The sequence below is a fragment of the Planotetraspora thailandica genome, from assembly GCF_016863335.1.
In the GTDB taxonomy this organism is placed as follows: domain Bacteria; phylum Actinomycetota; class Actinomycetes; order Streptosporangiales; family Streptosporangiaceae; genus Planotetraspora; species Planotetraspora thailandica.
Window position 1 is genome coordinate 40,908 of record NZ_BOOR01000064.1, and the last position, 24,948, is coordinate 65,855.

The window sequence follows — 24,948 nt, forward strand, 5'->3', positions numbered from 1 at the left end:
GATGACAGGTCGGCTCTACGGTGTCGGGCTCGGCCCGGGAGATCCCGAGCTGGTGACGGTGAAGGCGGCCCGCCTGATCGGCGAGGCCGATGTGATCGCCTATCACAGCGCCAGGCACGGCCGGAGCATCGCCCGGTCGATCGCCCTGCCGTACATGCGGGACGGGCAGATCGAAGAGCTGCTGCAATACCCGCTGACCACGGAGACGACCGATCACCCCGGCGGCTACCAGGGCGCTCTGGACGACTTCTACGCCGTCTGCGCGGACCGGCTGGCCGTCCACCTGGACGCGGGCAGGGTCGTCGTCGTGCTGTGCGAGGGCGACCCGCTCTTCTACGGCTCGTACATGCACATGCACAAGCGGCTGGCCCACCGGTACACGACCGAGGTGGTGCCGGGCGTGACCTCGGTGAGCGGGGCGTCGGCGGTGCTCGGCCGCCCGCTGGTGGAGCGCGAGGAGACGCTGACCGTGCTGCCGGGCACGCTTCCGGCCGACGTGCTGGCCGACAAGCTGCGGGCCGCCGACTCGGCCGCGGTGCTCAAGCTGGGCCGCACCTTCGAGAAGGTGCGGGACGCGTTCGCCGAGGCCGGGCGGCTCGACGAGGCGTGGTACGTCGAGCGCGCCACCACGAGCGGGCAGCGCATCGCTCCGCTGAAGGACGTGGACCCGTCGCAGGTGCCGTACTTCTCCCTCGCCCTGCTCCCCAGCCCGGCCGAGCGCACCTTCGTGCCGGAGCCGGCCGCGGACGAGCGGCCGGGCCGGGTCACGGTGATCGGGCTCGGCCCCGCAGGGCGCCCGTGGCTCACCCCGGAGGCGCAGGAAGCGCTCGACGACGCCACCGACCTGGTCGGATACGGCCCGTACGTCGACCGGGTGCCGCCGAACGCGCGCCAGCGCCGCCACCGGACGGACAACAGGGTCGAGGCCGAGCGGGCGAGGCACGCGCTGGAGATGGCCCTCGACGGGGCGCGGGTGGCGGTGGTCTCCTCCGGCGACCCGGGCGTGTTCGCGATGGCCAGTGCGGTGCTCGAGGCCGCCGCCGAGCCGAGGTTCGCCGAGGTGCCCGTGCGGATCGTCCCGGGGCTGACCGCGGCGCAGGCGGTGGCGAGCAGGGCGGGTGCGCCGCTCGGCCACGACTACTGCGTGGTGTCGCTGTCGGACCTGCTCAAGCCGTGGGAGGTCGTTGCAGACCGCATCAGCGCGGCCGCGAAGGCCGACATGGTGCTGGCCGTCTACAACCCCGCCTCGCGCAGCCGCCGCTGGCAGGTCGCCGCCGCCCGCGACCTGCTGCTCGAACACCGCGACCCGGGCACGCCCGTGGTCGTCGGGCGCGACGTCGGCGGTCCCGAGGAGAGCGTCACGGTCACCACGCTGGGCGAGCTCGACCCGGAGACCGTCGACATGCGCTGCCTGCTGCTCGTCGGGTCGTCGACGACCCGTGTGGTCGAGCGGGAAGGCGGCCGGGTCGTCTACACCCCACGCCGCTACCCCGCGTGAAGCCCCGCCTCATGAACCCACTCAAGGGCGGCCTCGACGGTCTCGGCCGGCCGTACGCCGCCGGGCAGGGGCGGCCGGTCCACCATGATCACGGGCAGGCCGAGCTCGCGGGCGGCGACCAGCTTGGCGGTGGTCATCTGCCCGCCGCTGTCCTTGGTGACGAGCACGTCGAGCCGGTGCTCCGCGATGAGGGCCCGCTCGCCCTCCACCGTGTACGGCCCGCGGGCGAGCACGACGTGCACGTTGGCCGGGATGGGCGGCTCCGGCGGGTCGACCGACCGGGCGAGGAACCACAACCCTTCGACGGCCGTGAAGGCGCCCGTGAAGGCGGGAAGGCTCCTGCGTCCTGTCGTGAGGAACACCCGGCGGCCGAGGGAGGGCAGCAGCTCCGCTGCGGCGCCGAGCGACGCGACGCGGTGCCAGGCGTCGCCGGGCCCTTCCGTCCATCCCGGGCGTCGCAGCACCAGCAGCGGGACGCCGGTGCGCTCGGCCGCCTGCGCCGCCGACGCTGTCATGCGCTCGGCGAACGGATGGGTCGCGTCGACCATGGCGTCGACGGCGTGCTCGCGGAGCCAGGCCGCGAGGCCGTCGGGCCCGCCGAAGCCGCCCTCGTGCACCTCGCCGACCGGCAGGCGCGGGTTGCTCACCCGTCCGGCCAGCGACGACACCACGTGAACGCCGGGCTCTGGGTCGAGCGCCGCCGCCAGCGCCCGCGCCTCGGCCGTGCCTCCCAGGATCAGCACGCGCATGCGATGGTCCTCCTCGTCTCCTTCACCCGGGTGGTGTCCTCATGAGCAGCCCGCTGCGACACGGCTGGACGACCGGCGCGTGCGCGACGGCCGCCACGAAGGCCGCATACACGGCGCTGCTCACCGGAGACTTCCCCGACCCGGTGACGATCACATTGCCCCGTGACCGGCGGCCGGCCTTCGCGCTCGCGCGGGAGTCGCTCGGCGACGGCGTCGCCTCCGCCTCCGTGGTCAAGGACGCGGGCGACGACCCCGACGTGACGCACGGCGCGCTGATCACCTCGACCGTACGGCCGGGCGGCCCGGGCAGCGGCGTGACGTTCGTGGCCGGGCCCGGGGTAGGCACGGTCACGAAGCCGGGCCTTCCCCTCGACGTGGGCGAGCCGGCCATCAACCCGGTGCCCCGCAGGCTGATGCGTGAGCATGTGGCCGAGGTGGCCGCTTCGCACGGCGGCAGCGGCGACGTCGTCGTGGAGATCTCGGTCGACGGCGGCGAGGAACTGGCCCGCCACACCTGGAACCCGAGGCTGGGCATCCTGGGCGGCCTGTCGATCCTCGGCACGACCGGCGTCGTGGTGCCCTATTCGTGCTCGGCGTGGATCGACTCGATCCGGCGCGGCGTCGACGTCGCGAGGGCGGCGGGCCACACGCATGTGGCCGGGTGCACCGGCAGCACGTCGGAGCGGGTGGCCGCCGAGCTGTACGGCCTGCCCGACGACGCGCTGCTCGACATGGGCGACTTCGCCGGGGCGCTGCTGAAATATCTGCGCCGCCATCCCGTGCCGCGGCTCACCGTGGCCGGCGGGATCGGCAAGCTGTCCAAGCTGGCCGACGGGCATCTCGACCTGCATTCGGGCCGGTCGCAGGTCAACCCCGACCTGCTGGCGCGGCTCGTGCTCGATGCGGGCGGCGGTTCCGCGCTCGCCGAAGAGGTCAGGGAGGCCAACACGGCGCTCCACGCCCTGCGGTTGTGCCAGGAGGCCGGACTGCCGTTGGGCGACCTGGTCGCCGAGGGTGCCTGCGCCACGGCGGCCGAGGTGTTGCGGGAGGCCCCGGTCGAGGTCGACATCGTGGTCATCGACCGGGCCGGCGTGATCGTCGGACGGGCGGGCGGCCGCTCCTGACGGTCCGGCTGCTCCTGACGGCCCGGCCACGAGGGGGCCTGCGGTCACGGTCCTGTCTACTGTCACGACCGGCGGCGGCCGGGTGAGTAGAGGTGGCTGTCGGGGAACTCCGACGCGGCGAGTACCCGGCCGACGACGATGACGGCCGTCCGTTGGATCCCCGCCTGCCGCACCTGCTCGGCGATGTCGGACAGCGTGCCCCGCAAGATCACCTCGTCCTCGCGGCTCGCCCGGGCGACGACCGCGACAGGGCAGGCGGCGCCGTAGGACGGGAGGAGTTCGGCGACCACGGCGTCGATCCGCTGCACGGCCAGGTGGAGCACCATGGTGGCCGTGCTCGCCGACAACGTCGCGAGGTCCTCGCCATCGGGCATCGGCGTCGCCCGCGCGGCTGTGCGGGTGAGGATGACGGTCTGCCCGACCGCGGGCACGGTGAGCTCGCGGCCCAGCGACGCTGCGGCCGCGGCGAAGGCGGGCACCCCCGGCACCACCTCATAGGGGATGCCGAGCGCGTCGAGGCGGCGCATCTGCTCGGCCACGGCGCTGAACACCGACGGGTCGCCGGAATGCAGCCGCGCGACGTCGTGCCCGGCCTCGTGCGCGCCGGCCATCTCGGCGACGATCTGGTCGAGCGTCAGGTTGGCCGTGTCGACGAGCTTTGCTCCCTCGGGGCACGAGCCGAGTAGCTCGCGGGGCACCAGCGACCCGGCGTACAGGCAGACGGGTGAGCTCTCCAGCACGCGCAGCCCGCGCACCGTGATGAGGTCGGCCGCACCCGGGCCCGCGCCGACGAAACGCACCGTCATGAAGCATCTCCTTGGGGGCTTTTGGTCACCGACCAGACGGTCACCGGCATCATGGCCCGCCAGCCGGTGAAGCCGCCGACTGGGGAGGCCCGTTGCACGGCCAGGCGGACGAGGTCGCCGCCGAGCCTGCCGTACCACTGCCCGACGACGGCCTCGGACTCCAGCGTGACCGCGTTGGCCACGAGCCGGCCTCCGGGTCGCAGGGCGGCCCAGCACGCCTCGACGACGCCGGGCGCGGTGACGCCTCCGCCGACGAACACCGCGTCAGGCCGGGGCAGCCCGTCGAGGGCCGCGGGGGCGGCGCCTTCGACCACGCGGAGGCCGGGCACGCCCAGGGCGTCGGCGTTGCGGCGGATGCGCTCGGCGCGTTCGGCCCTGCCTTCGACGGCGACAGCCGTACAGGACGGGTGGGACCGCATCCACTCGATCGCGATGCTGCCCGCGCCCGCGCCCACGTCCCACAACGTCTCGCCGGGCAGGGGGGCGAGCCGCGAAAGGCTGACGGCGCGCACCTCGCGTTTGGTGAGCTGCCCGTCATGCTCGAAGGCGTCGTCGGGCAGCCCGGGCACGAGGGGGAGGGCCCGGGTGTCGGGCCCGGCGGCGCATTCGACGGCGACGACGTTCAGCGCCGCGGACGTGGTGTGCGGCCAGGCGGCGGCGGTGCCGTCTTGCCGCGCCTCGGTCGGCGCGCCGAGATCGGACAGCACGATCAGCTTGCTCGCTCCGTAACCACGCGCGGTGAGCAGCCCGGCCACCCGGGAGGGCGTCGCGCCGTCGGCGCTGAGCACGATCAGACGGCGGCCCGGCTGCACGGGGGCGTTGAGCACGGCGAGGGGGCGGCCGACGAGGCTGACCACCTCGACCTGCTCGGCGGGCCAGCCCAGCCGTGCGCAGGCCAGCGAGAGCGACGACAGGTGCGGCAGCACGCGCAGGCGGCCCGGCCCGAGCAGTCGCGCCAGGGTCGAGCCGATGCCGAAGAACATGGGGTCGCCGCTCGCCAGGACGCAGACGTCACGCCCGGCGTGCTCGTCGATCAGACCGGGGAGCGCGGCCAGCAACGGGGACGGCCAGGCGACGCGCTCGGCGCCCGAGGGCGGCACCAGGTCGAGCTGCCGGGGGCCGCCGATCAGCACCTCCGCCTTCTCGAGGGCGGCGCGTGAGGCGGGGGCCAGGCCGGGCCAGCCGTCGGCGCCGATCCCGACGACGGTGATCACATGTTCCCCAGCACGCGGGTGACCTGGATCTCCAGCACCACGCGCTGGGGGTTGACCCGCGGTTGCTTGTACCGCTCGGCATATCGCCGTTCGGCGTCGGCGACGCGCTCGGGGTCGGCGTGCACCACGGCGGTTCCTTCGAGCGTCGACCAGCGGCGGCCGTCGACCTGGCAGAGCGCGACCGGTATGCCCTCCGCACCGGCGGCGGAGACGAGGCGGGCCTTGTGCGACGCGCCGGACGTGATCACGCGCGCGGTCGCCGTCGCGAGGTCGAGGGTGGCGCCGACCGGCACAACATGCGGGGTGCCGTCTGGCCGGACGGTCGTGAGCGTGCACAGGTGTCGCTCCCGCCAGAACTCGGCGAACGCCTCGCCGCGCTCGACCAGATCCACACCCGTCCCCTTTCGACCGTTTTCGACGCCATCGTAGTGGCGGACCGGCCGATCAGGTCACGACCGGTGGCCGAGCCCGGCCTGGCGGGCGCGCACGATGGCCTCGGCACGGTCGGCGACCTGAAGCTTTGCGAAGATCGAGGAGATGTGGTTGCTGACGGTCTTCGGACTGATCACGAGACGCCGGGCGATCACCGCGTTGGCGTGACCGGCGGCGATGAGGTCGAGCACCTCGCGTTCCCGGCCGGTCAGCTCGGGGAACGGCTCCGCGGCCGACACGCTGCGGCCGCCCCCGGCGAAGAAGTCGATGATCCGGCGGGCCACCGTGGGCCCGAAGACGGCCTGACCCGCGGCGACGGAACGCACCGCCCTGACGATCTCGTCCTGCTGCGCCCCCTTGACGAGGTAGCCGGACGCCCCGGCGCGCATCGCCGCGAAGACGGACTCGTCGTCTTCGAACATCGTCAGGACCAGGACCCGGGTGTCGGGCGCGACGCGCAGGATCGACCGGGTGGCCTCGACGCCGTTGACGCCGGGCATGTGGAGGTCCATCACGACGACGTCGGGGTGGCTGAGCTGGGCTTCGCGGCGGGCGGCCTCGCCGTCGCCCGCCTCGCCGACGATCTCGATGTCGGTCAGTGAGGCGACGAGGGCGCGCATGCCCTCGCGCATCATCGGGTGGTCGTCGACGACGACGACGCGAATCATGATCTCTCCAGTGGGAGTAGGGCGTGGACGCGGCCGCCACGGTCGGTCGGCCCCGCGGTGAGGACGCCTCCGAGCTCGGAGGCGCGTTCGTGCATGGAGCGCAGTCCGACGCCGTGACGCCACGCGGCGCCGCCTTCGCCGGAGGCGCCGCCTTCGCCGGAGGCGCCGTCGTCGCGGATCTCCAGATGCAGTGAGCGGTCGGCGCGCAGGGAGATGACGCACGAGCCGGCGCCGCCGTGACGAAGGGCGTTGGTCACGGCTTCCGTCGCGATGCGATACGCCGCGACCTCGACGGCGGCGGGCAGCGCGGGCAGGTCGCCGGGGGAGTCGATCGTGACCGCGAAAAGGCCGTCGTCGCGCCGCCACGACTGCTCCGCGTGCTGGCGCAGGGCCCCGAGCAGGCCGAGTTCGTCCAGGTCCGGCGGGCGCAGGTCGTAGACGAGCCGGCGGATGTCGGCGATCGCGTTCGTCAGGTCGGCGCGCAGGTCCAGCAGCAGCCGTCCCGACCGGTCGGGGTCGGCGATGCGCAGGTTGTGGGCGGCGTCGGCTTTGAGAGTGACCGCGGTCAGGGCGCTGCCGAGGCCGTCGTGCAGGTCACGGCGCAGCCGGCGGCGCTCCTCCTCCCTGGCGGCGACGATCCGGGCCCGCGATTCGCGCAACTGCTCCGACAGGCGGACCGCCTGCAACGCCACGCCGATGGGTGCGGCGAGCAGATCGAGGGCCCGCCGGTCGGCCGCCGACAGGCGCGACTCTCCCGTGCGCAGCCCCACCAGCAGGTCGGCGGGCCCGCCGTCGGCGACCTCCAGCGCCACGGTGTGGCACACCTCGGAGGCCGTGCCGTACGTCGCGAGGAGTCTGCCGTCCACGCTGACCGCCGCGTACGGCAGGCGCAGCGCCTCGCATACCGCGTGGAGCACGCCGTCGAGCCCGGTGCCGAGCCGTATGCCGACACGGGCGGCGGCCGCCGCGGGGTCCTGCCGCCGGCCGTACATGAGCCGGTCCACGAACGACTGGACGGCCGAGCGCGCCGGGGCGAACGCCAGCGCGACCACCCCGGTCGCCAGCAGCGGGCTCGCGGTGAGGTGCTCACGCGCGAGCGCGCCCAAGCCCGCGACGATGCCCAGATAAGAGCCGACCACGCCGACGGTGAGCAGGCCGTACACGATCGACCGGTTGATGACGAGCCGGATGTCGTAGAGCTGGTGGCGCAGGATCGCGATCGTCGCGGCGGCGGGGATCAGCGGCAGGGTGAGCAGGAACAGGATCGGCCCGTCGGTGGTCACGATGCGTTGCGCGTTGAGGACGACGAAGACGGCCGTCGCCCACAGCAGCCAGAGCATCTGGAGCCGCTGCACGCCACGCGAGCGGCGCACCCGCACTCCGAGCGCGACGACGCTCGTGAGCAGCAGGAGCGCGCCCACGCCGGCCGCCACCGGCGTCACGGCCGCCACGACCTGTCCGGCGGCCTCGGGCAGCAGCGGGCTCCGGTCGGCGATCGGCTCGTGGTCGAGGCTGCCCGGCTGCAGCGTCAGCAGCGGGACGAACGCGAGCATGGCCACGGTGGCCGCCGCTACAGGCCGCCAGCGCGGAGACAGCGGCGGGCCGTCCGGGAACAGCTGCAGGATCAGCGGCAGACAGACGGCGGGGGCAGGGATCCACACGGTGATGCCGACGACGTCGATCAGCCGCTCCCACGCGGGGGACCACGCGATCACACCGGACAGCAGGCCCAGGCAGGCCACGCTCGCCGAATAGCACGCGCCGAACGCGACGAACAGCAGCCCGATGCGGTGCCGCGGCCGGTGGGCCAGGACGAGAGCGCCGAACGCGGTGAACGTCACCGCCACGGCCGAGTTGGTCAGCAGGTAGGTCTCGGCCGCGTCGGCCAGGTCGTAGCCGCCGGCGAACCACGAGACCCATGCGGACGCGATCACCACGACCGTGACCGCGAACGCCGCGACCGGCACCGCACGGCTGTCTGACATGGGCCCATCATCGGGTTCCACGACCCCTGGAAGCCATAGGGGCGTGCTCCCATACCGAGCCGCAAAACCCGGGCGGAATAGGGGCGTACGCCCACGATGGCGGGATCCTCCGCGACCCACTCTCGACCAGAAAGCACGTTGTCCCATTCGGAGGGTCCCATGACGTACGAGTCCCCCATCGAAACGGCGGCGCAGGCGCCCGTCAGGCAGCCTCGCGACGTTCGAGGCTTCTGGCGTGTCCTGCTGGCGGTGATCGCCCCGCTGCCCCTGCTGGGCCAGGCGTTCTACGTGCTGCTGAACCCGCTTCCCGGAGGCGGCGACTTCGCCGCCGGTTTGGCGAAGGTCCAGGCCGACCAGCAGGTCATGAGCACGATCCAGTGGTTGAACGCCGTGTTCGTGATCGCGCTCATCCCCGCGGCCGTCGCGGTCGCGTGGGTGGCGCGGCGCGGTGCTCCCCGGCTCGCGACGGCCGGAGCGGTGGTGTCGCTGCTGGGTTTCCTCGCCGGCTTCGGCAGGCTGCCGAACGACGACCTCGTCATGCTGAGCGCGGTGCGCAGCGGCCTCGACCACGGTGTGGTCGCCAAGCTCGACGCGGCGTTGTGGGAGGACCCCGTCGTCTCCGTGGCCTCCGGCCTGTGGATCCTGGGGCTCACCGTGGGCCTGGCGCTCCTGGGCGCGGCGCTGTGGCGCAGCCGGGTCGCGCCCGCCTGGACGGGCATCGCCCTCATGATCGCCGGACCGACCCATCCGTTCCTCCCGGGCCAGGCCGCCGCCGCGGGCCTCGTCGTCGGCGCGGTGGGCTTCGCCGGAGCCTCCCTCGCGCTGCTGCGCATGCGCAACGACGAGTTCGACCTGCCTCCCGCCGGCCGGTGACCGGCCACACGACGGCACTTATCGACGGCACCGACGACGCGCGGCCGGTCACCGGTCGCGCGTCGTGTTTTTACCGCCTTTCCGACAGCCGCAGCAGCGTGAGGTAGCGCTTGACGACCCGCCCTCCGTACCGGCCGTCGATGAGGGACGAGATGCAGCCGAACAGCCCGGCGCGGGCCTCGGCGGGCAGCGCCCGGTGATTGGAGTAGGTGGAAAGCACGTCGAGGTATTCCTGCGTGCTGTAGGAGAACTCCCATTCGTAACGGCGGAACCGTGAGACGCCGAAACGGCCGGAGGCGTCGACCTCGGCGGCGTCCGACGGCAATGACGTCGACGGCTTGAGCGTCAGGCCCGGCGGGGTGTCGGGGTCGAACTTCTCGTAGCAGCGCTGGACGTCGGCGAAGAACCCGGCGGTCCCGCCGCTGACGTGATGGGTGGAGATGACGGCGAGGGTGCCGCCGGGGCGCAGCGCGTCGGCCGTCTTGGCGACCCGGACGGCCGGGTCGATCCAGTGGAAGCTGGTCGCCGCGAGCACGACGTCGAACGGCTCCGGCGGCAGCGGCCAGTCCTCGAACGCGGCGTTGACCACCTCGACCTGGGGGAAGCCCGCGAGCTTGCGGCGGGCGAACGCGGCCATCTCGGCACCGAGTTCCACGGCGACCACCTGGCATCCGCGCTCGGCGAGCGGAACGGTCGCCTGCCCGGTGCCGCAGCCGATCTCCAGCACCCGGCTTCCGGGCGCGATCTCGTCGAAGAGCTCCGGGGGGTAGCCGGGGCGGGCCCGGTCGTAGAGCGCGGGGTCCTCGGTGAACGTACGGCGAAGCGTGTTCCGATCTCCGGCCATGTCTGCAGGCTACGTGTTCGACGCGTGCGACGGCTTGTCGCGGGGCGCTCGTCATCGTATATTCGCAAGCGAGTACTCGTCAGCGAGGTGAGAGCGGATGGCCGGACGCCGCAGAGTGGGCAACCTCCTTGCCCTCGCCGTGCTCTCGGCGGTGGTCGAACGACCGATGCACCCCTACGAGATGGCCTCGGTGCTTCGTGAGCGCGGCAAGGACCGCGACATGAACATCAAATGGGGCTCCCTCTACACCGTCGTACGGAATCTCGAGAAGCACGGCCTGATCGAGGCGGTCGAGAGCGTGCGCACCGGCGGCCGTCCCGAGCGCACGATCTACCGGATCACCGACGCCGGCCGTGAGGAGCTCGTCGACTGGGTGCGGGAGCTGATCTCCACACCCGAGCGCGAGTTCTTCCGGTTCGAGGCCGGCCTGTCGGTGATGGTGGTGCTCGCGCCCGACGAGGTGATGGAGCTTCTCGGCCGGCGGCTGAGCCTGCTGGAGCAGGAGATCGCCGCGGCGCGGGAGTCCTTGGCGGCCTTCAGCCGTGAGCTCTCCCGCATGCTCCTCATCGAGGCGGAGTTCGACCTGGCCATGCGCGAGGCGGAGGCGGCCTGGGTCCGCTCGCTGCTCGACGAGCTCACGTCGGGTTCCATGCCCGACCTCGAGCTCTGGCGGAAGTTCCACGAGACGGGGGAGATCCCGGCCGAGGTGCGCGACATGGCGGAAAGGAGCCGCACCGGCAACCAGAAGTGAGAAGGACCCCGGCGGGGGTGCTGCAACACCGCCGACGGGGTCCTCGACCTCGAACCGAACCCGCCAAGGGGAACCAGCACGAGGTGGCAACCGCAAGGATAGCTGGGCACCCCTTCACGGGCCGGTTCGCACGTTCACGAACCGGAGGAATCCATGAAGCAAGCGGCGGAACACGCCGTCGAGGCGGACAGCCTCGTGAAGACCTACCCCGGCGGCGTCACGGCGCTCGCCGGGCTGTCGATCACCGTCAGGCCGGGTGAGGTGTTCGGGCTGCTCGGCCCGAACGGCGCCGGCAAGTCGACCACCGTCAACATCCTGACGACCCTGGTCCGGCCGGACTCCGGTACGGCGAGCATCGCCGGCCACGGCATCCTGAGCCGGCCCGACCAGGTGCGCCGCCTCATCGGGGTGGTGTCGCAACGCTCCGGGGCCGACCCGTCGGCGAGCGGGCGCGACAACCTCCTGCTGCAGGGCCGCCTGTACGGCATGGGCGGGCCCGCGCTCACCCGGCGCGTCGAGGAACTGCTCGGCCGGTTCGACCTCGGGGAGGCGGCAGGCCGCCCGGTCCGGACGTACTCCGGCGGTATGCAGCGCCGGCTCGACGTCGCGCTCGGGCTGGTCCACCGGCCACGCGTCCTCTTCCTCGACGAGCCGACGACAGGGCTCGACCCGGAGGCCCGTGCCGCGATGTGGGAGGAGATCGCCCGGCTGGCGGCCGGCGATTCGCTGGCGATCCTGCTGACCACCCACTATCTCGACGAGGCCGACCGGCTTGCGAGCCGGCTGGCCATCGTCGACCGCGGCCGCGTCGTCGCGGAGGGCACCCCCGACGGACTCAAGGCCGAGTTGCGCGGCGACGCCGTCCATCTCGAGCTGAGCGAGCCGCCCGACGAGCAGGAGGCGCGCTCCCTGGTCGAGATGCTGCCGGGCGTGCGCGAGATCACGCTGGACGGCCGGCGGCTCAGCGCCCGCGCCGATGACGGCGCCGCCGCCGTGCCGGTGGCCATCGCGGCGCTGGACCAGGCCGGCATGCCGGTCGCGGCGGTCACGGTGGCCCGTCCGTCGCTCGACGACGTCTACCTGCGCTACGCGGGCCGCCGATTCGCGCAGACCGACGAGCCCGTCGCCGGAGGTGCACGGTGAGCGCACTCCTCGTGGACACCTGGTGGATGACTCACCGCCGCCTGAAGGCGCAGCTGCGCCAGCCCGGCCTCGTCGTCATGACGCTGGTGCAGCCCGCCATCTGGCTGTTCCTGTTCGGCGGGCTGTTCCGCAAGGTCGCCGAACTGCCCGGCTTCGGCGCGGCGTCCTATGTCGACTACCTCGTGCCGGGCGTGGTCGTGATGAGCGCGGTGTCGTCGAGCATGTGGTCGGGCATGGGCGTCATCGAGGAGATCGAGCGCGGCACGCTCAACCGGTTCCTCGTCTCGCCGGTCAGGCGCAGCGCCATCCTCAACGCGGGGGTCGTCGAGCAGGCGGTCACCACCGCGATCCAGTCGGTGGTCATCGTGGGACTCGGCAGGCTCGCCGGCGCCTCCTATCCCGGAGGCTTCGTCGGCGTCGCCGTACTGGTCGTCGCGTCGGTGCTGCTCGGCGCCGTCTTCAGCGCCCTGTCCAACACGATGGGGCTGCTGGTCCGTCAGCGGGAGACCATCATCGGGCTGAGCGTCGCCCTCCTGCTCCCGCTCACCTTCCTGTCCACCGCGTTCATGGCCCCCGCCCTGATGCCGGACTGGATCAAGGCGGTGGCGTCGTTCAATCCCCTCAACTGGTCGCTCGACACCGCGCGGGCGGCGTTGACCGCCGACCCCGACTGGTCCGTCGTCGCGGTGCACGGCGGGTGGCTGCTCGCTCTGGCGGCGGTGATGATCGCGACGTCCACGTTGTCGTTCCGCAGCTACCAGAAGTCCGTCTGAGTACGGCCGGCCGGCGCTCGCGGCGCCGGCCGGCCGATCCCAGACGAAGGTTCGGAAGCGCCGTATCCTTTCACCGCGACCACGTCGATGAAAGGATACGGATTATCCTTTCACGCTCGGTCGGGAAGAGCGCCTGATCCCCGTGTTTTACGGGCTCGCAGCGCACTGTGCGGAGACTGCTGGAGCCACTGGAGCCAACTCGGCCGGGACCGACGGGCGGGGACAAAACGGCTCGCTGTCATGGCGCACCGACCGGCACAATCGGCTGATCAACCCCGCCGAGCACAGTCCTGTGAAAGGACGCCTCCGTGAGGAAGATCACGACCATCTACGTCCGCGACTGAGACGGCGACGCCAAGTTCGTCACCCGCGAGGAGAACCCGGAGTGCGCGTGGGTGTTCTCCGGCGTGGGGACGCCCACTCTCAAATGGGACGGCACCTGTGTGATGTTCGACGGGGCCGGCTTGTGGGCGCGCCGCGAGGTCAGGCCGGGCAAGCAGGCGCCCGCCGGGTTCGTCGCCCTGTCGACCGACGAGGAGACAGGCAAGACGGTCGGGTGGGAGCCCATGGCGCAGTCCGGCTTCGCCCGCTGGCACGCGGAGGCCGAGGCGGCCGCGCACGGGCCGTTCGAGCCGGGCACCTACGAACTGCTCGGCCCCAAGGTCAACGGCAACCCTGACGCGTTTCCCGGGCGCGTCCTGATGCGCCACGCCTGGGCTCCGGACGCGCTCGACGAGGACGTCAAGACGGCCCTGAGCGACTTCGACGGCCTGCGTGACTGGCTCCACGCACGCCCGTACGAGGGCGTCGTCTGGCACCACCCGGACGGCCGCATGGCCAAGATCAAGGGGCGCGACTTTCCCCGGGCCCAGCCCGGCTCCTGAAGCATGGCCTCGGCTCCCGAGGCGCCCGGCGGGGGCCGGGTTCGGGATGATTTTCACCTTTGCCGAGGCAACGCGAGAACCTCCCCGAAAGTGCCCGATATTCACAATGAATTTGTCATACCCAAATGGCGAATTATCTGGTCATAATGCATACGTCTCGGGGAGACGTACATAACGGTGGGAGTTCATGGGGGACTTCGTCGGCGCGGCGCTGGGCTTTCCGGCCGTCCTGTTCAGCTTCATGCTGGCGGTCGTCATCGGCTACTGGGTTCTCGTGCTGCTGGGCGGCTTGGACGGGGATCTGCCCGACGACCTCCTGTCGGCCGTCGGGCTACGCGGAGTGCCCGCGGCCGTCACCGTCTCGCTGATGGTGGCGATCGCCTGGTTCGTCAGCCTGGTCGGCGTCGTGCTGGTCGACGGCGTGGCGGCCCGGGTGGCCGTGCTGGTGGTCGCCCTGCTCGCCGCCTGGGCGTGCACCCGCCTGCTCGCCCTGCCACTGCGCCGCATGCTGCCCCCGGCTTCGCCGTCCAGGAGCGACTTCGTCGGCCGGATGTGCGTCATCCGCACCGGCCGGGTCGGGCGTGACTTCGGGCAGGCCGAGGTCACCGCCGAGGACGGTTCGACGGCCATCGTCCAGGTCCGGCAGACCGGAGACGACGACCTGCGCGCGGGCAGTTCCGCCCTCATCTTCGACTACGACCCCGAAGGCGAATTCTTCTGGGTCATGGCTTATGAAATGCACTGACAGGGGACCTCGGTATGGATGTCATCTCCACAGGAATGGGCGTGCTGTTAGGCGTCGTCCTTCTCGTCGTCATCGGCACGGTGCTCGTCGTCAGCCGCCTGTTCCGCAAGGTCGAGCAGGGCAAGGCCCTGATCATCTCCAAGGTGCGCAAGGTGGACGTCACGTTCACCGGGGCCGTCGTCTTCCCCGTTCTGCACAAATCAGAGACGATGGACATTTCGGTTAAAACCATCGAAATTACGCGGACCGGGCAGGAAGGGCTGATCTGCCGCGACAACATTCGGGCCGACATCCGCATCACGTTCTTCGTGCGAGTCAACAAGACGGTGGAAGACGTCATCAAGGTCGCCCAGGCGATCGGCACGGCCAGGGCCAGCGACGAGCAGACCCTGCAGGTGCTGTTCAACGCGAAGTTCTCCGAGGCGCTGAAGACGGTCGGCAAGCAGCTCGACTTCGTCGACCTCTACACCAAGCGCGACGAGTTCCGCGACCAGATCATCCGGGTGATCGGCACCGACCTGAACGGCTACAGCCTTGAGGACGCCGCGATCGACTTTCTGGAGCAGACGCCGCTGGCGCAGCTCGACCCGGCCAACATCCTCGACGCCCAGGGCATCCGCAAGATCACCGAGCTGACCGCGATCGAGCACGTGAAGACCAACGAGTACCAGCGCAACGAGGAGAAGGAGATCACCCGCCAGAACGTCGACGCGCGGGAGGCCATCCTCGAGTTGGAGCGCCGGCAGGCCGACGCCGAGACCAAGCAGAAGCGCGAGATCGAGACCATGCGGGCCCGCGAGGAGGCCGAGACCTCCCGGGTGCGCGCGGAGGAGCGGCTCAGGGCGCAGACCGCCATAATCCGCACCGACGAGCAGCTGGGCATCCAGGAGGAGAACCGGGCCAGGGAGGTCGCCGTCGCGGAGAAGAACCGCGAGCGGGTCATCGCGATCGAGAGCGAGCGCATCGAGAAGGACCGCATGCTCGAGGTCATCGCCCGGGAGCGGGAGACCGAGCTGTCGCGCATCGCGAAGGACAAGGAGCTCGAGGTCGAGAAGCGCGCCATCGCGGAGGTGACGCGCGAGCGGATCGCGGTCGACAAGACGGTCGCCGAGCAGGAGGAGAACATCAAGCGCCTGCGCGTCGTCGAGGAGGCCGAGCGCGTACGGCAGGCCCTGGTGATCCAGGCCGAGGCCGAGGCGCAGGAGAACCTGGTCAAGGACATCAAGGCGGCCGAGGCCGCCGAGCAGGCCGCCAAGCACAAGGCCCGCGAGGAGCTGGTGCTCGCCGAGGCCAGGCAGCAGGCCGCCGAGCTGGACAGCAGGGCGAAGATCCGCCTGGCCGAGGGGCTGCAGGCCGAGGCGGCCGCCGCCGGGCTCGCCGAGGTGCAGGTGCGCGAGCGTGACGCCGACGCCATTGAGAAGGTGGGCCGCGCGCAGGCCGTCGTCGACCGGGAGAAGGGGCTCGCCGCCGCGGCGGCCGTGGGCGAGAAGCTCAAGGCGGAGGCCGAGGGTCTCACCGAGAAGGCCGCGGCGCTGGCCGCCCTCGACGAGGCGAGCCGCGGCCACGAGGAGTACCGCCTGCGACTGGAGGCCGACAAGGAGGTCAGGCTCCGGCACATCGACGTGCAGCGGGAGATCGCCGAGGCGCAGGCGACCGTGCTTGCCGCCGGTCTGGAGAAGGCCGACATCGACATCGTGGGCGGCGACGACGTCTTCTTCGACCGGCTCATGGGCTCGATCGCGATGGGCAAGAGCCTCGACGGGTTCGTCGAGAACTCCGGTGTCGCCCATGCGATCGCCAAGCCGTACCTGGACGGGAAGGCCAGCCTGCCCGCCGACATCGGCCGCATCCTCGGGTCGGTGGACGCCGCGGGTGTGCGCGACCTGACGCTGTCGGCGCTGCTGGCCAAACTGATCAAAGAGGGCGGCCCCGACAGCGACAAGCTGCAGGCGCTGCTGAGCGCCGCGCAACGGCTCGGCGTCTCCGAGCAGCCCGCGGTCTCGCTCGACCCGGCCAAGCACTGAAGCGCACGCGCGTGACGCAGACATCGGCACCAGAGACCTCCGGGACCGAACTGACGCGGGCCGGGCTCGACGCCGGCACCTACGAGGTGCTGCGGGCCCGGCTGGCGGAGCAGGCCAAGGAGCTCGCCCGCCGGGCAGAGGCGCTCAACGGCGAGCGGCTGGGGGTCTTCGGCGGCGCCGAGCTCCGCCTGGTCGGCACCGAGCGCATCCGCACCGAGAACAACTGCGTGCCCCGCGACATCGTGTCGGCGGGCGGGGTGATGCTGTTCGGCTACAACGTCTTCATCGGGCTGAAGACCGAGACGACCGTCAGGGACGTGTTCTCCGCCCACCGGTTCACCCGGGACGGCGACGCGTTCCGTTTCGACGACGCGCCGCTGCCGTTGGACGACCCGCAGTTCGAGCGCGACTTCGGCGAGCTGTACCGCTACTACAAGGGCACCCGGCTGTTGCAGTTGCGCAGCCTGGAGGGGCGGCTGCTCGCGGTCTTCGAGACCGGGCCGCAGGACGTCCGGGTGTTGCGCTGGGCGGTCGCGGCCGACGGCTCGCTCAGCTACGTCGACAACCGGGGCGAGCGCGACCACGTCTTCCCGCCGTCGCACGACTTCGAGTGGACGCCGACCACCCGCGACGACCACGTGCTCGGCCGGCACCCGCACATCTCGATCGACGACGAGGTGTTCGTCGAGACGGTCGGCGGCGACCTCACCATCAAGATCGAGAACAACACGGAGACGGGCGAGGGCGTCTACCGCGAGCCGGTCGCCGAGCCGCTGCAGAGCCTGGCCGACGCCGACGTGCACCACGCCAGGGTCGGGCCGCTGATCCTGCTGCGGGTGCGCCCCTACAACGAGGCCGAATGGCGGCACCTGGTCTTCAACACCAGGACCAAGGCCGTCGTCCGGCTCGACGGCATCGGGCAGGCGTGCAGAAGGCTGCCGGAAGACCAGGGCATCATCTTCCCCGGCGGCTACTACCTCGCGACCGGTACGGCCAAGACCTTCGACACCGACGTCCTCAGCCTGGAGTTCGAGCGGGTCATCCGCTCGCCCAACGGCGAGGACGTGCTCTACGTCTTCCACGCCCGGCAGGAGGGCCGCACGCTGCTCCTGCCGTACAACGTGATCCGCAAGGAGGTCGCCAACCCGATCTCCTGCCACGGCTACTCGCTCTTCGACGACGGCACACTCGTGGTGTTCCGCGCCGTCTCGGCCGAGCCGTCGCGCGTGCACCCGATGCAGGTGTGGCAGACGCCGTACGTCTCCGACACCTTCGCCGCGGCCCAGCCGACGGGGTCGGGCCCACTGGAGCGGATCGGGAACGCCGAGCTGGTGCGCGGCATCTCCGACTGCCTGTCGATCGTGCGCATGGTCGAGGAGATGGCCCCGTCGGCGCCGGTCTTCGAGGCGCTGATCGCCGCGTGCGTGCGCGCCTTCGACACCTACCACTGGCTGAACGACCACGGGCTGCGCACTCCCGTCGCCGACGTGCGGGCCACCGCCGAGCAGGTGCTCGACGAGTTCGAGAAGGTGCAGTCGCTCACCGCGCAGGCCGCGCAGGCGCTCGACGAGACCGCCGGGCAGATCGCCTCCCTCGTACGGCAGGCCCGCGGCGAGACGCCGATGACGGCCGACGCGTGGGTGGGGCAGCTCGCCGAGCTGCGGCGGGCGCAGGGCCGGCTGGCGACATTGAAGGAGATGCGTTACGCCGATCTGGGCCGCATCGACACTCTGGCGGCCGAGCTCGACGGCGAGATCGGCTCGGCGGCCCGGCGCGCCGTCGAGTTCCTCCGGGGTGACGACGCGTTCGCCGGCTATCACGCCGAGGTGGAGCGCCTCACCGTCGACGCGCAGGGCATCAGGACCGTCGCCGAGGCGGGTCCGATCTCCGAACGGCTGGCCGCGCAGGGAGAGGGCCTGGCGATCCTCACCGAGGTCGTCGGCACGCTCGACATCGACGACGTGACCGTGCGCACCGCGATCCTGGGACGCATCGGCGAGGTGCTGGGCGGCGTCAACCGGGCCAGGGCGACGCTCGCCGCCAAACGCGGGGAGCTGCTCGCGAGTGAGGGGCGGGCCGGGTTCGCCGCCGAGTTCGCGGTGCTCGGGCAGACCGTCACCGGAGCGCTCGACCTGGCCGACACGCCCGAGAGCTGCGACGAGCAGCTGGGCAGGCTGCTGCTCCAGCTGGAGGGTCTGGAGTCGCGGTTCGGCGAGTTCGACGACCTCGTGGGCCGGCTGGAGGACAAGCGCGCGGACGTCTACGAGGCGTTCTCCTCGCGTAAGCAGGCGCTGCTCGACGAGCGCGCCCGCCGGGCCGAACGGCTCGCCGCGTCCGCCGAGCGCATCCTCGGCAGTGTGCGCCGCCGAGTCGCCGGACTCGGCTCGGCCGAGGAGATCAACACCTACTTCGCGTCCGACCCCATGGTGGCGAAACTGCGCGCGGTCGCCGCCGACCTGCGCGAGCTCGGCGACCAGGTGCGGGCCGAGGAGCTGGAGGGCAGGGTCAAGGCGGCCCGGCTCGACGCGGGCCGTGCGGTGCGCGACCGGCTCGACCTGTTCGCCGACGGCGGGGAGACCATCCGGCTCGGCCGGCACAGGTTCGCCGTCAACACCCAGCCGCTCGACCTCACGCTCGTGCCCGCCGACGGGGGCATGGCCTTCGCCATCACCGGAACCGACTACCGCGCGCCCGTCGAAGACGAGGCGTTCGAGACGACCCGGCCGTTCTGGGACCAGCCGCTCGTCTCGGAGTCGGCCGAGGTCTACCGGGCCGAGCATCTCGCCGCCTCGATCCTGGCGGCCGCCACGGAGAACATCGCCGAGGACACGCCTTCGAGTGAGGGCGGCCTCACGCTGGAGGGCCTGCGCGCGGCGGCGCTCACCGACGGCGTCGGCACGGGGGGCGGCCTGCTCGACGTGGTGCGCCGCGTCGCCGAGACCCGCTACGACGAGGGCTACGAGCGAGGCGTGCACGACCACGACGCGGCGGCCGTGCTCGACGCGTTGCTGCGGCTGCACGCCGGCGCCGGCCTGCTGCGCTACCCGCCGGAGGCGCGCGCGGCGGCGCAGCTGTTCTGGGCCTTCGGCGCCGGTGAGGCCGCCCGTGCCGGCTGGACCACCCGCGCCCGCTCCCTGGCCAGGGCCAGGTCCACGTTCGGGCCTGGACCGGCGATCGGCGAGATGAGGGCCGAGCTCGGCGCGGCCGTCGGAGACTTCGTCGGCGGGCAGGCCCTGCCGTACGGTGAGACCAGCCTGGCGGGGGAGTACCTGTTCGAGGAGCTGGCAAGCACGCCGCCCGGCTTCGTGACGAGCGCCGCGGCCCGGGGTCTCGTCGACGGGTTCCGTACGGCGCTCGGCGGCGCGGCCAAGGAGTTCGACGCCGACCTGCGCGCCCTCGCCCACGACCTCAAGGCCCGCCACCAGCTCGCCCAGGCGTGGCTGGGGGCCTACCCCGGCGCACCGGGGGCGTCGCCCGGCGACCTCGCGGAGGCCGTGGCCGTACAGCTGTGCGACCTGCCGCGCCACGACTCGTCAGCGGCGTTGACCGCCACCGTCGAGCATCTGCTCGGCACCCATCCCCGGCTGGCCGGCCGCGGCCTGGCGGTGCGCCTCGACGAGACGCTTGCCCGCACGCGCCGTTTCCGGACCGAGCGGGTGCCCGCCTACCGCGCCTACCAGCGCAGGCGCGGCGAGCTCGTCGAGCGCGAACGGGCCAGGCTGCGGCTGGAGGAGTACAAGCCGTCGGTGATGAGCGCGTTCGTGCGCAACCGGCTGCTCGACGAGGTCTACCTGCCGCTCATCGGCGACAACCTGGCCAAACAGCTCGGCGCGGCGGGCGACGCCAAACGCACCGACCAGATGGGCCTGCTGCTGCTCATCTCCCCGCCCGGATACGGCAAGACGACGCTGATGGAATACGTCGCCGACCGGCTCGGGCTGGTGCTGGTCAAGGTCAACGGGCCGGCGCTCGGCAACGCCGTCACCTCGCTCGACCCCGCGCAGGCGCCCGACGCCACCGCGCGGCAGGAGATCGAGAAGGTGTCGTTCGCGCTGGAGTGCTCCAACAACGTGCTGCTCTACCTCGACGACATCCAGCACACCTCGCCGGAGCTGCTGCAGAAGTTCATCTCGCTGTGCGACGCCCAGCGGCGGATGGAGGGGGTCTGGAACGGCACGACCCGTACCTACGACCTGCGGGGTAAGCGCTTCGCCGTCTGCATGGCGGGCAACCCGTACACCGAGGCGGGCAAGCGCTTCCGCATCCCCGACATGCTGGCCAACCGGGCCGACGTGTGGAACCTCGGCGACGTGCTGTCGGGCAGGGACGAGCTGTTCGCGCTCAGCTACATCGAGAACGCGCTGACCTCCAACCCCGTGCTCGCGCCGCTGTCCACCCGCGACCGCGCCGACGTCGAGCTGCTCGTACGGCTGGCAGGGGGCGACACGGCGGTCCGCGCCGACCAGCTGAGCCACCCGTACTCGCGGGTCGAGCTCGACCAGATCGTCGCGGTGCTGGGCAAACTGCTCCAGGTGCAGAAGATCGTCTTGGCCGTCAACCAGGCGTACATCGCCTCGGCCGCGCAGGCTGACGCGTCCAGGACCGAGCCGCCCTTCCAGCTCCAGGGGTCCTACCGCAACATGAACAAGCTGGCCGAGCGGATCGTCCCGGTCATGAACGAGGCCGAGCTGCAGGCCGTGATCGACGACCATTACATGGGTGAGGCCCAGACGCTGACCTCGGGCGCCGAGGCCAACCTGCTCAAGCTGGCCGATCTGCGCGGCACCATGAGCCCCGGGCAGCGGGAGCGGTGGGCGGAGGTCAAGGCCGGATACCTGCGCGCGAAGGCGCTCGGCGGGGACGGCGACGACCCGGTCGCCCGGGCCGTGGGCGCCATCGGCCTGCTCGCCGACCGCGTGGCGGATGTGGAGAAGGCCATCGAACGGGCGGCAGGCCCGGACTGACGGCCCCGTGCCGCTCTTGGACGGTGCGCTGTGGGGCCGGGCGCTCTCCTAAGGTGGGGTGCGGCGACCGGGCCGCGTGGACGCTGAACTATCGTGGCCCGCTCGTCGTACACGAAGCGGGAGTGCGCGGCCCCGCGCCGCGGGCGTGGGCGCACTTCGGCCGATCATCTCGTCGAAGGACCATGTTGATGGACATTCGTGCCCGCGCCGGCCTGGTGGCCGCCGCGTTCACCGTTGCCGCCCTGGCGACCGCCTGCTCCTCCGGAGACGACGCGAAGAGCGCCGCCCCCGGGCCCACGGGCGCCGCGACCACGGCGGCGCCCGCTTCATCCCAGGCCGCCCCCAGCACCGACGACCCGTCCGTGCCCGTGGTCGGCGGTCCCGTCGGGACGTCGTCGTCGTCCATCGGCCTCATCGTCGTCGACAGCACGGGCCGCACCGTCTACGCCTACGACAAGGACACGACCGACCCGGTGGCGTCCACGTGCACCGGGGAGTGCGCCGCCACGTGGCAGCCCGTGCCGGCCACCACCGACGTGTCGGGGATCGACGCCGGTCTGGTCGGCTCGCTCCCCCGCGCCGACGGCTCCCAGCAGCTCACCATCGCCCACCACCCGGTCTATGTGTATTCGGGGGACAAGGCGGCCGGCGAGGTCAAGGGCCAGCTGGTGAAGGGCCTGTGGCACGCGCTCAGCCCGAACGGCAAGGAGATCACGAAGAAGGCCTGAGACCGGGCCGGCCGTCCGCGCGGATGGCCGGCCCGGTCAGGATGCGGCTCAGCGGTCCCGCTGGATGAGCCCGAAGCTGTGGGCGACGTCGCCTTCGTCGACGATGTAGTTGCCGACCGCCCACATCCGGGCCGTCCCCTTGACGGGGGCCAGGTCGGTGACCTGCTCGGCCCGGCCGCCCGCCGGCAGCGCGCCGGACACGGTCGTCCAGCGCCTGCCGTCGAAGCGCCAGTACAGCGGCGGGCCGCTGAAGCCGGCGGGATCGCCCGTGACCCACACCTTGCCGCCGTTGCCGCTGATCGCCAGCGGCGTCTGGCCCTCGTCCGGAATTCGGACGTTCTTCCACTTCTTGCCGTTCCAGTGGAGGACGACCGGAATCCACTCCTCACCCGAGGGGACCTGCCCGGTGACCCAGACGCTCATCTTGGACTCGGCCCACATGTCGCTGATGCTCAGGTCGCCGACGGGTATGTTGACCTGCTTCCAGCGGTGGCCGTTCCAGCGCGCGGTGTACGGCTGGAAACCGCCGTCCGCCGTGTACCGGGTGCCGGACAGCCAGGCGTCGGTGGCCGAGCGGGCGGTGATCAGGTTGGCGTGCACACCGGCCGGCAGCGCCGTGGTCTTCCAGCCGCCGCCCACACGCCGCGACACCCAGGTCTCCCCGGCCAGCCACGTGGCGCCGCGTACGGACGCCAGCTGCGCGTAGGACGTCCACGTGCCCTCGGGCAGCTTCGGGAAGGCGACCGGGCGCCACTTCCCGCCGTCGAAGTGCGCGAGCCCGGGCCGCACGTCGTTCCAGCCGTAGACCCACACGTCGCGCGGTGTCGCGGCGCTCACCGAGTACCAGTACTTCATGTTCGGCAGCGAGGTGGAGGGCACCTGGCTCCACGCCCGCCCGTTCCACCGCAGTACCGCCGCGTGGCCGTAGCCGTTCTCGTCCTGGTAGTGGCCGACGGCCCAGGCGCTCGACGGGCCTGGCGCGGCGACCCCGTGCAGATAGCCCTCGGTCAGCTTGGCTGCGTAGAAGTTCTTCCATGGGGGCGGCTTCGCCGCCGCCTGCGTGACGGGGGCGGCGTGCGCAGGTGCCACGGCCACCGCCGAACCGGCGATCATCGCGATTCCAGCCATGCCATACAGGATCCTTGCTCTCATCGACGTCCTTCCGTGAGCAGTCGAGAGATGAGACAGGAATCCCAGCGCGGCGGTTTGTGGCGAACGGGTGATTGTTCTGATTATCCGGGCCGCCGGCTCATCGCGATTAGAGTCACCGTGTGTCCCACATGTCCCTGGTGGCCCTCGTCGTGCGCGACTACGACGAGGCCATCGCTTTCTACGTCGGCGTCCTCGGGTTCGAGCTCGTCGAGGACACCCGGCTCGACGACGTCAAACGCTGGGTGACCGTACGGCCGGCCGGCGCGACGGAGACGGCCCTCCTGCTCGCCCGCGCCTCGACGCCGGAGCAGGAGGCGAGGATCGGCGACCAGACCGGCGGCCGGGTCGGCTTCTTCCTGCACACCGACGACTTCGCCCGCGACCATGCGCGACTGATGGCGGCCGGGGTGGTCTTCGAGGAACAGCCGCGCAATGAGTCCTACGGGACCGTCGTCGTCTTCCGCGACCTGTACGGCAATCGCTGGGATCTGCTCCAGCTCCACCCCTGATCCGCCGTACCGCACCCGCCTTGACCGTGAGGAAGGAACATGACCAGATCGCACGTCGTCACGGGAGGCGGCCAGGGCATCGGCCGGGCGATCGCCGAGCGTCTGCTCGACGGCGGGGACGCCGTCGTCGTGATCGAGCGCCATCCGGCCGCGACCGCGTGGACGGGCGATCACTCCGCCGGTCCACGGCTGACTGCCGTGACCGGAGACGCCGCCGACGAGGAGGTGACGGAACGGGCCGCAGACCTGGCGCAGAAGGCGGGCAGGCTCGCCGGATGGGTGAACAACGCCGCGGTCTTCCGCGACGCCGCCCTGCACACGGCACCGCCGCGCGATGTGATCGAACTCATCACGGGCAACCTCGGGCCCGCGGTGACCGGGTCGGCCACCGCGGTCCGGAGGTTCCTCGCCCAGGGCGACGGAGGTGCGATCGTCAACGTCTCCTCACATCAGGCACTGCGGGCCGTACGGGGAGCCCTGCCGTACGCGACGGCGAAGGCGGCCGTCGAAGGACTGACCCGCGCCCTGGCCGTCGACTACGGCCCATCGGGCGTGCGGGCCAACGCCGTCGCGCTGGGGTCGATCAGCACCGAACGGTATGAGGCGTTCCTCGGTGCGCAGGAGCCCGCGGCCGCCGTCCGGATCGAGCGGGAGATGGCGGCGCTTCACCCGCTCGGCCGGGTGGGCCGTCCCGATGAGGTGGCCGAGGCCGTCGCCTGGTTGTTGTCGGATGCGGCGAGCTTCGTCAACGGGGCGATCGTTCCGGTCGACGGCGGCCGATCGGCTTCCGGCCGCGACCCCGAAGAAGCGTGATGGGTCTGGGGTTTATGTGATTAATATCACGACGAATTCTGTGGTGTTCCACGGCGGCGCAACCTTCGGTCAAGGGCGCGACGATCGGCTGGCGGCAGAAAACTCCCTGGTCTGAGGTGTTAACCGGGCGCTAACCCACCATGTGGGGTCAGACAATCGCGTGAAACCGTTGGATCGTTACATGCGTACTGGCCGAATTACTGACTGTTGATATTTACGTAGATTGATCACCCTTCTTACTATCAGGGCGTTTTGTTGGCACCTGGTGG

The 24,948-nt window shown here is 71.6% G+C and carries 21 protein-coding genes; 13 read left to right on the plus strand and 8 right to left on the minus strand.

The window, feature by feature from the left end; translation table 11 throughout:
- Position 1: 1 nt before the first annotated feature.
- Positions 2-1,498, plus strand: a complete 1,497-nt coding sequence (locus Pth03_RS33750; protein ID WP_203948521.1) for a precorrin-2 C(20)-methyltransferase — start codon at positions 2-4, stop codon at positions 1,496-1,498.
- On the opposite strand, the gene Pth03_RS33755 is transcribed toward Pth03_RS33750, so the two are convergent.
- Positions 1,486-2,247: a cobalt-precorrin-6A reductase gene (locus Pth03_RS33755; protein ID WP_203948522.1), complete on the minus strand. Its 762-nt coding sequence runs from the start codon at positions 2,245-2,247 to the stop codon at positions 1,486-1,488. The two genes, Pth03_RS33750 and Pth03_RS33755, sit on opposite strands and share 13 nt — an antisense overlap.
- A gap of 41 nt (positions 2,248-2,288) precedes the next feature.
- On the opposite strand from Pth03_RS33755, the gene Pth03_RS33760 reads away from it, so the two are divergent.
- Complete coding sequence (locus Pth03_RS33760; RefSeq protein ID WP_203948523.1) at positions 2,289-3,371, plus strand: cobalt-precorrin-5B (C(1))-methyltransferase; 1,083 nt, start codon at positions 2,289-2,291, stop codon at positions 3,369-3,371.
- Positions 3,372-3,433: 62 nt separating this feature from the next.
- On the opposite strand, the gene cobM is transcribed toward Pth03_RS33760, so the two are convergent.
- The 5 genes from cobM to Pth03_RS33785 are packed head-to-tail and all read right to left on the minus strand — an operon-like array spanning position 3,434 to position 8,476.
- Complete coding sequence (gene cobM, locus Pth03_RS33765; RefSeq protein WP_203948524.1) at positions 3,434-4,177, minus strand: precorrin-4 C(11)-methyltransferase; 744 nt, start codon at positions 4,175-4,177, stop codon at positions 3,434-3,436.
- Complete coding sequence (gene cbiE, locus Pth03_RS33770) at positions 4,174-5,391, minus strand: precorrin-6y C5,15-methyltransferase (decarboxylating) subunit CbiE (RefSeq protein WP_203948525.1); 1,218 nt, start codon at positions 5,389-5,391, stop codon at positions 4,174-4,176. Before cbiE ends, cobM begins: the two co-directional genes overlap by 4 nt.
- Positions 5,388-5,783, minus strand: a complete 396-nt coding sequence (locus Pth03_RS33775) for a TIGR03618 family F420-dependent PPOX class oxidoreductase (protein WP_203948526.1) — start codon at positions 5,781-5,783, stop codon at positions 5,388-5,390. The genes cbiE and Pth03_RS33775 overlap by 4 nt, the downstream gene beginning before the upstream one ends.
- A 57-nt stretch (positions 5,784-5,840) precedes the next feature.
- Entirely contained in the window at positions 5,841-6,491 is a 651-nt protein-coding gene (locus Pth03_RS33780) for a response regulator (RefSeq protein ID WP_203948527.1), read from the minus strand.
- Entirely contained in the window at positions 6,488-8,476 is a 1,989-nt protein-coding gene (locus Pth03_RS33785) for a sensor histidine kinase (RefSeq protein ID WP_203948528.1), read from the minus strand. Before Pth03_RS33785 ends, Pth03_RS33780 begins: the two co-directional genes overlap by 4 nt.
- Before the next feature lie 159 nt (positions 8,477-8,635).
- On the opposite strand from Pth03_RS33785, the gene Pth03_RS33790 reads away from it, so the two are divergent.
- A complete protein-coding gene (locus Pth03_RS33790; protein WP_203948529.1) occupies positions 8,636-9,349 on the plus strand; it encodes a hypothetical protein in 714 nt (237 codons plus the stop codon).
- A 70-nt stretch (positions 9,350-9,419) separates the two neighbouring features.
- Here Pth03_RS33790 and Pth03_RS33795 read toward each other — a convergent pair whose 3' ends face one another.
- On the minus strand, positions 9,420-10,193 hold the full coding sequence (locus tag Pth03_RS33795; protein ID WP_203948530.1) for a class I SAM-dependent methyltransferase: 774 nt from the start codon (positions 10,191-10,193) through the stop codon (positions 9,420-9,422).
- Positions 10,194-10,290: 97 nt separating this feature from the next.
- Here Pth03_RS33795 and Pth03_RS33800 point away from each other — a divergent pair, with 97 nt between their 5' ends.
- The 8 genes from Pth03_RS33800 to Pth03_RS33835 all read left to right on the plus strand — a co-directional run bounded on the left by Pth03_RS33800 (position 10,291) and on the right by Pth03_RS33835 (position 22,205).
- Positions 10,291-10,944, plus strand: a complete 654-nt coding sequence (locus Pth03_RS33800) for a PadR family transcriptional regulator (protein WP_203948531.1) — start codon at positions 10,291-10,293, stop codon at positions 10,942-10,944.
- Positions 10,945-11,097: 153 nt separating this feature from the next.
- Positions 11,098-12,087 carry an ATP-binding cassette domain-containing protein gene (locus Pth03_RS33805; RefSeq protein WP_203948532.1) on the plus strand — a complete coding sequence of 330 codons (990 nt, stop codon included), beginning with the start codon at positions 11,098-11,100 and terminating at the stop codon, positions 12,085-12,087.
- Positions 12,084-12,860, plus strand: coding sequence for an ABC transporter permease (locus tag Pth03_RS33810; protein ID WP_203948533.1), 777 nt, complete (start codon positions 12,084-12,086; stop codon positions 12,858-12,860). The genes Pth03_RS33805 and Pth03_RS33810 overlap by 4 nt, the downstream gene beginning before the upstream one ends.
- A gap of 407 nt (positions 12,861-13,267) precedes the next feature.
- Entirely contained in the window at positions 13,268-13,744 is a 477-nt protein-coding gene (locus Pth03_RS33815) for a hypothetical protein (protein WP_203948534.1), read from the plus strand.
- A gap of 187 nt (positions 13,745-13,931) precedes the next feature.
- Positions 13,932-14,489 carry a hypothetical protein gene (locus Pth03_RS33820; protein WP_203948535.1) on the plus strand — a complete coding sequence of 186 codons (558 nt, stop codon included), beginning with the start codon at positions 13,932-13,934 and terminating at the stop codon, positions 14,487-14,489.
- 14 nt (positions 14,490-14,503) lie between these two features.
- Positions 14,504-16,513 carry a flotillin family protein gene (locus Pth03_RS33825; RefSeq protein WP_203948536.1) on the plus strand — a complete coding sequence of 670 codons (2,010 nt, stop codon included), beginning with the start codon at positions 14,504-14,506 and terminating at the stop codon, positions 16,511-16,513.
- Between the two features lie 11 nt (positions 16,514-16,524).
- A complete protein-coding gene (locus tag Pth03_RS33830; RefSeq protein WP_203948537.1) occupies positions 16,525-21,477 on the plus strand; it encodes a DNA repair ATPase in 4,953 nt (1,650 codons plus the stop codon).
- Between the two features lie 188 nt (positions 21,478-21,665).
- Positions 21,666-22,205: a COG4315 family predicted lipoprotein gene (locus Pth03_RS33835; RefSeq protein ID WP_203948538.1), complete on the plus strand. Its 540-nt coding sequence runs from the start codon at positions 21,666-21,668 to the stop codon at positions 22,203-22,205.
- A 48-nt stretch (positions 22,206-22,253) separates the two neighbouring features.
- On the opposite strand, the gene Pth03_RS33840 is transcribed toward Pth03_RS33835, so the two are convergent.
- Positions 22,254-23,333, minus strand: a complete 1,080-nt coding sequence (locus Pth03_RS33840) for a hypothetical protein (protein WP_203948539.1) — start codon at positions 23,331-23,333, stop codon at positions 22,254-22,256.
- Positions 23,334-23,485: 152 nt separating this feature from the next.
- Between Pth03_RS33840 and Pth03_RS33845 the strand changes: the two genes are divergently transcribed.
- Both Pth03_RS33845 and Pth03_RS33850 read left to right on the plus strand, forming a co-directional pair.
- On the plus strand, positions 23,486-23,866 hold the full coding sequence (locus Pth03_RS33845) for a VOC family protein (protein ID WP_203948547.1): 381 nt from the start codon (positions 23,486-23,488) through the stop codon (positions 23,864-23,866).
- 39 nt (positions 23,867-23,905) lie between these two features.
- Positions 23,906-24,679: an SDR family NAD(P)-dependent oxidoreductase gene (locus Pth03_RS33850; protein WP_203948540.1), complete on the plus strand. Its 774-nt coding sequence runs from the start codon at positions 23,906-23,908 to the stop codon at positions 24,677-24,679.
- Positions 24,680-24,948: the final 269 nt, after the last annotated feature.